The organism is Agromyces binzhouensis (assembly GCF_004135055.1).
Lineage (GTDB): Bacteria > Actinomycetota > Actinomycetes > Actinomycetales > Microbacteriaceae > Agromyces > Agromyces binzhouensis.
This window is the reverse complement of record NZ_SDPL01000043.1, coordinates 1-12,934: the sequence shown is the minus strand read 5'-3', so window position 1 is coordinate 12,934 and position 12,934 is coordinate 1. Positions and strand designations below refer to the sequence as shown.

Here is a 12,934-nt window from a genome sequence, read left to right as displayed (position 1 = left end):
GCCGGTGCGCGGCGGGGCGCGGCGCTGGCGCCTCGGCGAGCTCACGCTCGACTGGGCGTCGGTCGCACCCCGCTGAGCGGCGCCTCAGTCGCCCGGAAGCAGCGCCCGCGCCTCGTCGAGGTCGAGCCCGGACGCGGTGAGGAGGTCGACGAGGTACGGGCGCAGCGCTGCGAGCGTGTTCCGGTCGCCCTGCGGGCCGTCCGGGAGGATCGCGACGGGGTCGAGGTGCCGGAGGATCTCCGAGAAGCCCTGCCTCGCGACGGGCTGCTGCGCCACGTCGCGCAGCGACTCGTCGAGCACCTCGACGGCGACCGCGATCCGGGCGACCACGTCGGCGACCTCCGCGCGCGGACGTCCGTCCCGGAGGCTCCACTCGACCCGGCGCGCGATGATGCGGAGGTTGCGGGTCGCGAGGTCCACGCCCGACAGCATGGCCCGCTGCCGCTCCAGGTCGAACCTGGCCCGGCGCACGATCGGCGAGAGTCGCGCGATCGCGATGCCCGAGTCCACGCTCGCGGTCCACGCCTCGACCGCGGGCTGGGTGGCACGGGCGCGGGAGAGCGCCCGCCCCGCGGCATCCGACTCGCCCCGGCCGAGTGCCGCCGCCAGCTCGAGCAGCACCGCGACGTGCTCGTCGAGCAGGCGGCGCCCGTCTCGGAGCGCCGTGCGGCGCGGATCGCGCGGGATGATCGCGGTCGCGAGGAGCGCGAACGCTCCGCCGACCACCGCGTCGAGCGTGCGGACGAACGGCCCGCCCTCGGGTGCGGGCACGAGCATCACGAGCGAGCACTGGACGGCGGCGGCGATCGCGAACGACGCATTGCCCGACAGGAATCGCGCCACGGCGAGCGTCACCGCGAGCGCGAGCGCGTACTGCCAGATGCCGCTGCCCGCGACGAGCAGCAGCGCCTCTGCCAGGGCGATGCCGAGCGTCATCGCGACGACGGTCTCGAGCACCCGGACGGGGCGCGCATCGCGCACGAATCCGAGCGAGGTGATGGCGACCAGCGCGGAGATGAGCGGCTGCTCGTGCCCCACCACGAACAGGGAGAACGAGTACGCCGCGATCGCGGTCACGGTGATCTGCACGATCGCCGGCAGCGAGTCGCGGAGCCGACCGAGTCGACCGGCCAGCCGGGTCGCCCCGACCGGCGACCGGTTCACGGGCGGATGCCGAGCCTCGGCAGGCGCGGCACGTCGACCGCCGCGGCGGCGCCCGCCGGCACGATCTCGACCTGCGCCGCAGCGACGTCGATGCCGTGGCTCTCGACGATGAGCTCGAGGTCGGCGGGCACGGAGCGCTTGATCACCGCGAGGGCGATCGGTCCGAGCTCGTGGTGCATGGCGGCCGAGGTGACGGCGCCGACCGGGCGTCGCTCCGCTGCCTCGCCGGCGGCGGGTTCGGGACGCGCCTTGAGTCCGACGACCGGATCGCCGGACTTCGGCAGGATGGTGTCGCTGCCGTCGAGGTGCAGCATCACCAGTCGACGCGGCGGCCGGCCGAGGTTCACGACCTTCGCGACGGTCTCCTGCCCGCGATAGCAGCCCTTGTGCAGGTCGACTGCGCTCCGCAGCCAGTCGAGCTCGTGCGGCAGCGTGCGCTCATCGACCTCGGTCGCGAAGCGCGGACGCCAGGCCGCGATGCGCAGTGCCTCGAGCGCGAGCGCCCCGGCGACCTCGACCGCCCCCGATCGCACGGCGCCGGCGAGCGCCGGAAGCGCATCCCGCGCCACGATCGCCTCGGCGTAGTTCCAGTCGGCGCCCGCATGCCCGACCTCCGCGGCATACCCGTATCCGTCGGGGAGCACCTGCCGCCACGGGTCGCGCCAGACCAGTGCGCCGTCGGGGAGCTCGACCGGGAATCCGTCGTCGTGCGGCATCGCCGCGACCACGGCGAACCCGTCGCTGACGTCGGCGACCTCGACGCGCAGCATGAATCGCATGCGATCGAGCCACGTCGCGAGCCCGGGCGCCGCGCCGCCGTCGAGCACGAGCCACGTGCGCTCGCCGTCGTCGACGACGTGCACGGCGTGCTCGACATGACCCGAGGCATCGAGGAACAACGCCTCGGCGCTCTCGCCCGGGGCGAGGTGGTCGAGCGCGCGGCTCGCCATCGAGTTCAGCCACGACCGCCGGTCCGGACCGGCGACGGTGATCACGCCGCGGTCCGACAGGTCGACGATCGCGCGACCCTCCTCGAGCCGGCGCTGCTCGACCATCGGGTTGCCGTAGTGCGCGGCGACCGCCTCGTCGGGCGGGTCGCCGACGACCGCGCCGGGCAGCGCGAGGAACGGCGAACCGGACATCAGTCGACCTTCGCGAGGCGGGCGGACGCGTGCGTGCGCAGGTCCTGGCCGAGGGCCGCGATGTCCCACGCCCAGAGGAGGTGGTTCTCGACGAGCCCGTACAGTCGCGTGGCCGCGGCGTACTCCTTCGCGCCGGCGGTGCGCATGACCGCATCGGTCGCGAGGTCGATGCGCGGTCCCTTCACCTGCCCGAGGTAGAGCTCGCTCACGCCGCCCGGGTGCACGATCGAGACCTCGAGGTCGAATCCCCCGGCGTCGTTGCGCAGCGTCTCGACGGCCTCGGCGTCGGGGAACCGCGTCGCGCCGACCGCCGGCAGCATCGCCGGGCCCTGGTCGCCCTCTCCGAGGGGACGCGCGAGTCGCCAGTAGCCGGTCTCGGCAGCGAGCGGCGTCGGCTCGCCGTCGGCATCGGACGGGAAGAGCCACGTGTAGGACGTGTAGTTGAGGTAGGGCAGGCCGTCGTGGCTGAAGCTCACGCGCTGTCCGAACTCGTGGGTGACCGAGCCGTCGCCGATGGCGTAGTCGATCACGCCGGAACCCTCCCAGACCCCGATGAGCCAGGAGAGCGGAACGAGCTCCGCGGGGAGGTCGACCGGCAGTTCGATCACGATCTAGCGCTGCCCCTTGAAGAGCTTGTAGACGACCACGCCGCTGATCCAGGCGATCGTGAGGCTCGCGAGACCGAGCAGGCCGATGAAGAAGAGTTCGAGCGCGAGCAGCGAGGACATGGTGCGAGTCTACCCGGTGCTCACCCGACGACAGGCAGCAGCGCGAGCGCCCCGACGGCCACCGGGACGACGGCGCCGGCGATCGACGCGCTGGCCCGTCCGACGTATCCCTGCGGCCTCCGCGAGGCGAGCTGCAGCAGCAGCGCCGCGATGACGGATGCCGCGAACACCATGCCGAGCACGCCGAGCGCGGCGTACGGGCCGGAGTCGTGGAACCACACGCGCGTGCCCGACCAGGCGAGGCCGACCACCACCGCGGACCCGATCGCGGAGATGAGCCACACGGTGGGCACGGCCCACCGTGCGAGGCCCGTCGCCGGCGCTCCCGCGTCGTCCTGCGTCACACCGTCCGCCCTTCCCCGTGGTCCATCGCTCGTGTCCCGTAGTATTGACCGCACCTTACTACTGGAGTGTGTGCGTGGCGCAGCTGCTGATCCTGACGCCGGCAGCAAACGAAGACGTTCTTCCGGCCCTGTCTCTCCTGACACATCGAGTGCGCGTGATCCCGGCGTCACCCGACCAGTTGGTGCGCGCGCCCGAGGCCGACCTCGTCTTCCTCGACGCCAGGACCAATCTCGCCGGTGCGAAGGCACTCGCCCAGATCCTGCGGACGACCGGTCTCTCGGTGCCGCTGATCCTCGTCGTGACGGAGGGCGGACTCACCGCGGTGTCCTCCGACTGGGGCATCGACGACGTGATCCTCGAACATGCGGGCCCCGCCGAGATCGACGCGCGGATCCGGCTCGCGCTCGGCCGCGCGCAGGCGGCCCAGCCGGCCGAGCGCATCCAGACGTCCGGTGTCGTGATCGACGAGGCCAGCTACTCCGCGAAGGTCCACGGTCGCACGCTCGACCTGACGTACAAGGAGTTCGAGCTGCTCCGGTTCCTGGCGGCCCACCCGTCGCGCGTGTTCACGCGGGAGCAGCTGCTCAGCGAGGTGTGGGGCTACGACTACTTCGGCGGAACGCGCACCGTCGACGTCCACGTCCGCCGGCTGCGTGCGAAGCTCGGCGACCTCGACAGCCTGATCGGCACGGTTCGCAACGTGGGATACCGCTTCAACGTCCACGAGGAGGACGAGCAGGACGCGAACGTCACCGCCCGGTGACCTGCGCTTCACCACCGCGCCGCGGCCCGGTGGCATGATGTGTGGATGACTGCGGAGAGCACCCTCGACGAAGACCGCACCTCGAGCGATTTCGACGACGACTTCGAACCGCTCGACACCGACGGTGCGCCCGAACTGCTCGACGAGCGCTACCTCGACCGGGAGCTCAGCTGGCTCGCGTTCAACCAGCGCGTCCTCGAGCTCGCCGAGGACCCCCGCCTGCCGGTGCTCGAGCGCGCGAACTTCCTCGCGATCTTCGCCTCCAACCTCGACGAGTTCTTCATGGTCCGCGTCGCCGGCCTGAAGCGCCGGATCAACACGGGGCTCGCCGTCCCGACGAACATCGGGCGGACCCCGCACGAGGTGCTCGCGGACATCTCGCAGAAGGCGCACGAACTGCAATCGCGCCACGCCGCCGCGTACCAGGAGCTGGTCAAGCCGGCGCTGGCGGAAGCCGGCATCCGGATCGTCTCCTGGGACGAGCTCGACGAGACGCACCGCGAGCACCTGCACGACTACTTCAGCACGCAGATCTTCCCCGTGCTGATGCCGCTCGCGGTCGACCCCGCCCACCCGTTCCCCTACATCTCCGGCCTCTCCCTGAACCTGTCGGTCCGCGTGCGGAACAGCCGCACCGGCCGCCAGGAGTTCGCGCGCGTGAAGGTCCCGCAGATGCTCCCCCGCTTCGCGCGCGTCGACCCGGCGGAGCCCGTCGAGGACGCCCGGTACATCGCGCTCGAGGAGCTCATCTCGAACCACCTCGGCGACCTGTTCCCGGGCATGGAGGTCCTCGACCACCACGTGTTCCGCGTCACCCGCAACGAGGACGTCGAGATCGAGGAGGACGAGACCGAGAACCTCATCAAGGCGCTCGAGAAGGAGCTGCTGCGTCGGCGGTTCGGCCCTCCGATCCGACTCGAGATCTCGGACGACATGGACGAGGTCACGCTCGGCCTCCTCGTGCGCGAGCTGGACGTCACCGAGCAGGAGGTCTACACCCTGCCCTCCCCGCTCGACCTCGGCGGGCTCTTCGACCTCGCGCGCATCGACCGCCCCGAGCTGCACTACCCGACGCACGTCCCCACGACGAACGTGCAGCTGCAGCCGTCCGAGCCGAACCGGCCCGCCGACATCTTCGCCGCCGTCGCCGAGAAGGACGTGCTGCTGCACCACCCGTACGAGTCGTTCGCGACGAGCGTCCAGGCGTTCCTCGAGCAGGCGGCGGCCGACCCCGGCGTGCTCGCGATCAAGCAGACGCTCTACCGGACCTCGGGCGACAGCCCGATCGTCGAGGCGTTGATCGACGCCGCCGAGGCCGGCAAGCAGGTCCTCGCGCTCGTCGAGATCAAGGCGCGGTTCGACGAGGCCGCCAACATCACGTGGGCGCGCAAGCTCGAGAAGGCGGGCGTGCACGTGGTCTACGGCCTCGTCGGGCTGAAGACCCACTGCAAGCTCGCGCTGGTCATCCGCCAGGAGAAGGACGGCCTGAAGCACTACAGCCACATCGGCACGGGCAACTACAACCCGAAGACCAGCCGCATCTACGAGGACCTCGGACTGCTGACCGCCGACGACCAGGTCGGCAAGGACCTCACGCGGCTGTTCAACGAGCTCTCCGGGTACGCGATCGAGAAGAAGTTCAAGCGCCTGCTCGTCGCTCCGCTCCACCTCCGCAAGGGGCTCCTGAAGCTCATCGCGCAGGAGACCCGGAACGCGCAGGAGGGCAAGCCCGCCGGCATCCGCATCAAGGTCAACTCGATGGTCGACGAGGCCATCATCGACGCGCTGTACCGCGCGTCGAACGAGGGCGTGCCCGTCGAGGTCTGGGTCCGGGGCATCTGCAGCCTCCGCCCGGGCATCCCCGGGCTGAGCGAGAACATCCGGGTCCGATCCATCCTCGGCCGCTACCTCGAGCACTCGCGCATCTTCTCGTTCCGGAACGACGGCGACCCGGTCGTCTACATCGGGTCGGCCGACATGATGCACCGCAACCTCGACCGTCGGGTGGAGGCGCTGGTCCGGCTCACCGACCCCGACCACGTGAGCGCGATCGGCGGGCTCTTCGACGAGGCGATGGACGAGCGCACCGGCGCATGGTGGCTCTCCGGCGACGGCACCTGGGTCAGGCACTCGACGGACGACTCCGGCCGCCCGCTCGACGACCTGCAGGCCCTGCGAATCCAGCGCGTCGCGCAGCGCAGCAAGCGCATCGCGCAGCGTGCGACGCGAGCGGCGCGCCGATGAGCCAGGTCGCCACCGCCGTCTACGCGGCCGGCGCCGTCTGCTGGCGCGTGATCGACGGGCGCATCCACGTGCTCGTCGTGCATCGCACGGTGCACGGCGACGTGACGATCCCGAAGGGCAAGGTCGACCCCGGCGAGACGCTCCCGCAGACCGCCGTCCGCGAGATCGCGGAGGAGACCGGGCTCACCGTGGCCCTGGGGGTGCCCATCGGCGTCTCGCGGTACCCGCTCCCGAGCGGCCGGGAGAAGATCGTGCACTACTGGGCGGCCGAGGTCACGGAGAAGGCGGTGCTCGCCTCGACGTTCCGTCCGAACGCCGAGATCGCGGCGCTCGAGTGGGTCACCATCAAGCGCGCCCGCGGCTACCTGACCTACGGCCCCGACCGCGAGATCCTCGACAACTTCGCCGCGCTCGTCGACCAGGGCGTGACCGAGACGTTCGCGCTCATCGTGCTCCGCCACGGCAAGGCGCAGACGCGCTCGAACTGGAAGGGCACCGACACCACCAGGCCGCTCGTCGAGCGGGGCGTGCAGCAGGCCGCCGCACTCGTCGACACCATCCTCGCCTGGGGCCCGCGGAAGATCGTCTCGAGCCCGGCGGTCCGGTGCGTGACGACCGTGGCCCCGCTCTCGGCGAAGACGGGGATCACGGTCAAGCGCGACGAGGGCATCAGCCAGGACGCGTGGGAAGCCGGCAACGACGAGGTGCGCCGCGTGATCGGCAAGCGCGTGCGTGTCGGCAAGACCGCCGTGATCTGCGGCCACGGCCCCGTCATGCCCGAGATGATGCGCGAGATCGCGCTCGCGACGGGAACCCCCCTCGGTTCGTACGTCACGGATGCCGCGAGCCTCGAGGTCGGCGCGTTCAGCGTCGTGCACCTCTCGTCCTCGAACCCGTCATCGGGCATCATCGCGATCGAGACGCACGCGCCCACCGCCTGAGCCGCAGCCGCGGGCCCGCGGGATGCAGGGGATACGCAGGTTCCACACACCCCCACGACCCCGAGTGTTCACCATTCGTTCACCTGTGTCGGTTTCCCTGTTCACCGGGGCGCGGCCACGAGTCCGGCTCGCATCGCTCGACCACCGCCCGCTCCCGATCCCCCGAACCTCCCCGAACCTCCCCGAACCTCCCCGAAGGGTCCCAGTGAACCGCATCCGCCCGACCGCGGCCGTCGCGCTCGCCGCCGTCGCCGCAACCGTCCTCTCCTCCTGCGCCGTCAACGAGATGACGACCGGCGACACGGGGTCGACGCTCGACGGATACCTCGTCGGAGCAGGTTCATCGGCGCAGGGCGCCGCGCAGCAGTCGTGGGTGGCGGCGTTCCAGACCGCCCACCCCGCGGTCACGGTCGACTACGACCCGGCGGGCTCCGGCGCCGGACGCGACACCTTCATGGAGGGCGCGAGCGACTTCGCCGGGTCGGATCGCGCATACACCGAGGAGGAACTCGCGGATGGCGGCTTCGGTCGTTGCGCCCCGGACTCCACGATCATCGAGTTGCCCCTGTACATCTCCCCGATCGCCGTGGTGTTCCGCCTCGACGACATCGACACGCTGGACCTCGACCCCGCGACGATCGCGGGCATCTTCGCCGGCGACATCACCGACTGGAACGATCCGGCGATCGCCGCGACCAACCCCGAGGTGGCGCTTCCCGATCTCCCCATCACCGCGGTGCACCGCTCGGACGACTCGGGCACGACCGAGAACTTCACCGACTACCTGCACGCCGCCGCGCCCGAGGTGTGGGAATGGGAGGCCGACGGCGTGTGGCCGTTCTCGGGCGGCGAGGCCGCCCAGGGGAACTCGGGCGTGATCGACACGGTCGGCAACGGCGTGGGCACCATCGGCTACGCCGATGCGTCGCGCGCCGGAGACCTCGGCACGGCGGCGGTCCGCGTCGGCGATGAGTTCGTCTCGTTCTCCCCCGAGGCGGCCGCGGCGATCGTCGACGCGTCCCCGCTCGAGGAGGGGCGAGCGGACGGCGACCTGGCCATCAGCATCGATCGCACCACCGAGCAGGCCGGTGTCTACCCGATCGTCCTCGTCAGCTACCTCATCGCCTGCCAGCAGTACGCCTCTCCTCGGAACGTCGAGGTCGTGCGGGAGTACCTGGCGTACATCGCGAGCGAGGAGGGCCAGCAGGCCGCCGCCGTCGGTGCCGGATCGGCGCCGATCTCGGAGTCGCTGCGCGAGCGCGCCATGCAGGCGATCGAATCCATCAGCGGCTAGCACCCACGGCCCGGACGATCTGCGGGACGCCGCCGTCACGGCGGACTCACAGCGGCGCCATCCCGCCCGGACAGACCCAGTTCACCTCCCGTTCACTACCGTGGGGGACGCTCGTCACGCACGCTGGTTAGCGTCGCAGGCGGGTCGGCACCCGGCCCCACATCCTGCAATCCAACCCCCGGAAGGGAATCACGTGAACCTCAAGCGTTTCGCCGCGCCTGCCGTCATCGCCATGACGGCGGCCCTCGCGCTCAGCTCCTGCGCCGCGAACGAGGGCGGCTCGGGCGACTCCGGCTCCGACTCGACGCTCTCGGGCAACCTGGTCGGCGCCGGCGCGTCGTCGCAGGACTCGGCCCAGCAGGCGTGGATCGCCGGCTTCCAGACCGCGAACCCCGACGTGACCATCGACTACGACCCCTCGGGCTCGGGCGCCGGTCGCGACACGTTCCTCTCGGGCGCCAGCGACTACGCCGGCTCCGACCGTGCGTTCAACGACGAGGAGATCGCCGAGGGCGGCTTCGCCAAGTGCGCTCCCGACACGAGCGTCGTCGAGCTCCCGCTCTACATCTCGCCGATCGCCGTGATCTTCAACCTCGAGGGCGTCGACAGCCTCGACCTCGACCCGGCCACGATCGCGGGCATCTTCGCCGGTGACATCACCAACTGGAACGACGAGGCGATCGCCGCCACGAACGAGGGCGTCGAGCTCCCCGACCTCGCGATCACCCCGGTCCACCGTTCTGACGACTCGGGCACCACCGAGAACTTCACCGACTACCTCGGTGCGGCCGCGCCCGACGTGTGGACCTACGAGGCCGACGGCGTGTGGCCGTTCGAGGGCGGCGAGGGCGCGCAGGGCACCTCTGGTGTCGTCGACGCCGTGACCAACGGCACCGGCACGATCGGATACGCCGACGCGTCGCGCGCCGGTGACCTCGGCACCGTCGCGGTCGGCGTGGGCGGCGAGTTCGTCGAGTACTCGCCCGAGGCCGCTGCCGCCATCGTCGACGCATCGCCGTTCGTCGAGGGCCGTGACGAGCACGACCTCGCGATCGAGCTCGACCGCACCTCTGAGGAGGCCGGCGTCTACCCGATCGTCCTCGTCAGCTACCTCATCGCCTGCCAGGAGTACGCGGAGCCCGAGAACGTCGAGCTCGTGAAGGCGTACCTGTCGTACATCGCCAGCCCCGAGGGCCAGGACGTCGCGGCCGAGTCCGCCGGCTCGGCCCCGATCTCCGACTCGCTCCGCGAGAAGGTCACCGCGGCGATCGACTCGATCCAGTAGGCGGCACGTGCCCGGCCCCGGTAGCGTCAGCAGCAGCCGGGGCCGGGCACGGCCATGTTCCATGCACACCGACCGGAGGATCTCCAGATGACCACCGCAGCCGCGCCGATCCGGGCGAAGCAGCGCCCAGGCGACCGCGTCTTCTCAAAGTCGGCGGTCTTCGCCGGCTCGATGATCCTCGTCACCCTCGCAGCGGTCGCGACGTTCCTCATCGTCCAGAGCATCCCGGCGTTCGTCGCCGACGGCGAGGACGCCTCGATCCTCGACACCAACTTCTGGGCCTACGTCGGCCCCCTCGTCTTCGGCACGATCTGGGCCGCGGCGCTCGCGCTGCTCATCGCCCTCCCGATCTCGATCGGCATCGCGCTCTTCATCTCGCACTACGCCCCGCGCCGGCTCGCGTCGGCGCTGGGGTACGTGGTCGACCTCCTGGCCGCCGTCCCGTCGGTCGTGTTCGGCCTGTGGGGCATCGGCGTCCTGGCCCCCGCGGTCCAGCCGCTCTACTCCTGGCTCGTGGACAACCTCGGCTGGTTCCCGCTCTTCGCCGGGCCGGTCTCCGGCACCGGCCGCACCATCCTCACCGCGGCCCTCGTGCTCGCAGTCATGATCATCCCGATCATCACCGCGATCTCGCGCGAGGTCTTCCTCCAGACGCCGGTCCTGCACGAGGAGGCCGCGCTCGCCCTCGGCGCCACCCGGTGGGAGATGATCCGCACCGCGGTCCTCCCGTTCGGCCGCCCCGGCATCATCTCGGCCGCCGTGCTCGGCCTCGGCCGCGCGCTGGGCGAGACGATGGCCGTCGCCATGGTCCTCTCGGCGACCGGAGCGATCACGTTCGAGCTGCTCACCTCGGTGAACCCGTCGACGATCGCCGCGAACATCGCCCTGAGCTTCCCCGAGGCGTACGGCATCAACGTCAACGTCCTCATCGCGACCGGCCTCATCCTCTTCATCGTCACCTTCGCGGTGAACGCGATCGCCCGTTGGATCGTCGCTCGCCGTGCCGAGTTCTCGGGAGCGAACTGATGACCACGACGATCACCCCTCCCGAGACCCGCGGCCCGGCGGCGGCGCCGGTCAGCAACTCGCTCACCGCGGGCAAGCTCCCCAACGGCGCGCCGTGGATGGTGCTCGGTGCGAGCCTCCTCGTCTCGGCCGGCCTGTTCGGCGTCATCGCGCTGAGCGGCGCCGAGTTCAACTGGGTCGGCACGTTCGTGGTCGCCGCGATCATCTACGTCGCGACGATCACGCTGCTCTCGCGCATCGTCGAGGGCGGGCGACGTTCGACCGACCGGTTCGTGACCGCACTGGTCACCGGGGCCTTCCTCCTCGCGATGATCCCGCTGATCTCGCTGTCGATCACCGTCGTCACGTTCGGCCTCAACCGCTTCGACGTCGAGTTCTTCACCTACTCGATGCGCAACGTGACGGGCGAGGGCGGTGGTGCGCTGCACGCGATCATCGGCACCGTCCTCATGACGGGCACCGCTGCGCTCATCTCGATCCCGATCGGGCTGATGACCTCGATCTACCTCGTCGAGTACGGCCGCGGCCGTCTCGCCCGTGGCATCACCTTCCTCGTCGACGTCATGACCGGCATCCCGTCGATCGTCGCCGGCCTGTTCGCCTACGCGCTCTTCGCGATCTTCTGGGGCCCCGGCACGCGCACCGGCATCGCCGGCGCGGTGGCCCTCGCGGTGCTGATGATCCCGGTCGTCGTGCGTTCCAGCGAGGAGATGCTGCGCCTCGTCCCCGTCGAACTGCGCGAGGCCGCGTACGCCCTCGGCGTGCCGAAGTGGCTGACGATCGTGAAGGTCGTGCTGCCCACCTCGATCGCCGGCATCACGACGGGCATCATGCTCTCGATCGCCCGCGTCATCGGCGAGACCGCGCCGCTGCTCATCGCCGCGGGATTCACGAACAGCGTGAACTACGACATGACCGAGGGACGCATGCAGTCCCTGCCGGTGTTCGTCTACACCCAGTACGCCAACCAGGGGAACCCGCCCGAGGCGTACCTCGACCGCGCGTGGGCGGCCGCCCTCACGCTCATCCTCATCGTCATGGTGCTGAACCTCGTCGCCCGACTCGTCGCGCGGTTCTTCGCCCCCAAGTACGGTCGCTGACCCCCAGATAGGAACCACAGTGTCCAAGCGCATCGAAGTCCGAGACCTGAACGTCTACTACAGCAAGTTCCTCGCAGTCGAGGGCGTCTCCCTCGAGATCGAGCCGCGCAGCGTGACGGCGTTCATCGGCCCGTCGGGCTGCGGCAAGTCGACCTTCCTCCGCACCCTCAACCGCATGCACGAGGTGATCCCCGGCGCACGCGTCGAGGGCGAGGTGCTCATCGACGGCAACAACCTCTACGACCCCGAGGTCGACCCGGTGCTCGTGCGCCGCCAGGTGGGCATGGTCTTCCAGCGCCCCAACCCGTTCCCGACGATGTCGATCAAGGAGAACGTCCTCGCGGGCGTGAAGCTCAACAACCGGCGCATCTCGAAGTCCGACGCCGACGACCTCGTCGAGCAGTCGCTGCAGGGCGCGAACCTCTGGAACGAGGTCAAGGACCGCCTCGACCGCCCGGGCTCGGGCCTGTCGGGCGGCCAGCAGCAGCGCCTCTGCATCGCGCGCGCGATCGCGGTCTCCCCCGAGATCATCCTGATGGACGAGCCCTGCTCGGCGCTCGACCCGATCTCGACGCTCGCGATCGAGGACCTCATCGAGGAGCTCAAGCAGGAGTACACGATCGTCATCGTGACCCACAACATGCAGCAGGCCTCGCGGGTCTCCGACAAGACCGCGTTCTTCAACATCGCGGGAACCGGCAAGCCGGGCAAGCTCATCGAGTACGACGAGACGACGACGATCTTCTCGAACCCGTCCGAGAAGGCAACCGAGGACTACGTGTCCGGTCGCTTCGGTTGAGCCTCGCTCCGGCGTCCGGCCCGGTCCCCGCAGGGGGCCGGGCCGTTCTCGTCGGGCGACGTCGCCGCGGTCGGCGGGCGGCGGGCGGCGGGCGATCGCCGGT

Annotated in this window: 12 protein-coding genes; 8 read left to right on the top strand and 4 right to left on the bottom strand. The window is 70.6% G+C overall.

What is annotated here, in order from left to right:
• Nucleotides 1-84 precede the first annotated feature (84 nt).
• The 4 genes from ESO86_RS04280 to ESO86_RS04265 form a co-directional block, all read right to left on the bottom strand.
• Nucleotides 85-1,164 carry an FUSC family protein gene (locus ESO86_RS04280; protein ID WP_242492197.1) on the bottom strand — a complete coding sequence of 360 codons (1,080 nt, stop codon included), beginning with the start codon at nt 1,162-1,164 and terminating at the stop codon, nt 85-87.
• Entirely contained in the window at nt 1,161-2,306 is a 1,146-nt protein-coding gene (ygfZ, locus tag ESO86_RS04275; protein WP_129233642.1) for a CAF17-like 4Fe-4S cluster assembly/insertion protein YgfZ, read from the bottom strand. The genes ESO86_RS04280 and ygfZ overlap by 4 nt, the downstream gene beginning before the upstream one ends.
• On the bottom strand, nt 2,306-2,914 hold the full coding sequence (locus ESO86_RS04270; protein ID WP_129233641.1) for a nitrobindin family protein: 609 nt from the start codon (nt 2,912-2,914) through the stop codon (nt 2,306-2,308). Before ESO86_RS04270 ends, ygfZ begins: the two co-directional genes overlap by 1 nt.
• A 140-nt stretch (nt 2,915-3,054) precedes the next feature.
• The gene (locus ESO86_RS04265; protein WP_129233640.1) at nt 3,055-3,378 is read right to left on the bottom strand and encodes a hypothetical protein; all 324 of its coding nucleotides are present in this window, start codon (nt 3,376-3,378) and stop codon (nt 3,055-3,057) included.
• A 74-nt stretch (nt 3,379-3,452) separates the two neighbouring features.
• On the opposite strand from ESO86_RS04265, the gene ESO86_RS04260 reads away from it, so the two are divergent.
• The 8 genes from ESO86_RS04260 to pstB all read left to right on the top strand — a co-directional run bounded on the left by ESO86_RS04260 (nt 3,453) and on the right by pstB (nt 12,831).
• Nucleotides 3,453-4,142: a response regulator transcription factor gene (locus ESO86_RS04260; RefSeq protein ID WP_129233639.1), complete on the top strand. Its 690-nt coding sequence runs from the start codon at nt 3,453-3,455 to the stop codon at nt 4,140-4,142.
• Between the two features lie 45 nt (nt 4,143-4,187).
• Nucleotides 4,188-6,386, top strand: coding sequence for an RNA degradosome polyphosphate kinase (locus ESO86_RS04255; RefSeq protein ID WP_129233638.1), 2,199 nt, complete (start codon nt 4,188-4,190; stop codon nt 6,384-6,386).
• The gene (locus ESO86_RS04250) at nt 6,383-7,327 is read left to right on the top strand and encodes an NUDIX hydrolase (protein ID WP_129233637.1); all 945 of its coding nucleotides are present in this window, start codon (nt 6,383-6,385) and stop codon (nt 7,325-7,327) included. Before ESO86_RS04255 ends, ESO86_RS04250 begins: the two co-directional genes overlap by 4 nt.
• A 205-nt stretch (nt 7,328-7,532) precedes the next feature.
• A complete protein-coding gene (locus tag ESO86_RS04245; protein ID WP_242492196.1) occupies nt 7,533-8,621 on the top strand; it encodes a phosphate ABC transporter substrate-binding protein PstS in 1,089 nt (362 codons plus the stop codon).
• A gap of 193 nt (nt 8,622-8,814) precedes the next feature.
• A complete protein-coding gene (locus ESO86_RS04240; RefSeq protein WP_242492195.1) occupies nt 8,815-9,906 on the top strand; it encodes a phosphate ABC transporter substrate-binding protein PstS in 1,092 nt (363 codons plus the stop codon).
• A gap of 87 nt (nt 9,907-9,993) precedes the next feature.
• Nucleotides 9,994-10,932: a phosphate ABC transporter permease subunit PstC gene (pstC, locus tag ESO86_RS04235; protein WP_129233636.1), complete on the top strand. Its 939-nt coding sequence runs from the start codon at nt 9,994-9,996 to the stop codon at nt 10,930-10,932.
• Nucleotides 10,932-12,032 (top strand): phosphate ABC transporter permease PstA, encoded by a 1,101-nt coding sequence (gene pstA / locus ESO86_RS04230; protein WP_129233635.1) that lies wholly within the window; start codon nt 10,932-10,934, stop codon nt 12,030-12,032. Before pstC ends, pstA begins: the two co-directional genes overlap by 1 nt.
• A 19-nt stretch (nt 12,033-12,051) precedes the next feature.
• A complete protein-coding gene (gene pstB, locus ESO86_RS04225) occupies nt 12,052-12,831 on the top strand; it encodes a phosphate ABC transporter ATP-binding protein PstB (protein WP_129233634.1) in 780 nt (259 codons plus the stop codon).
• Nucleotides 12,832-12,934 lie beyond the last annotated feature (103 nt).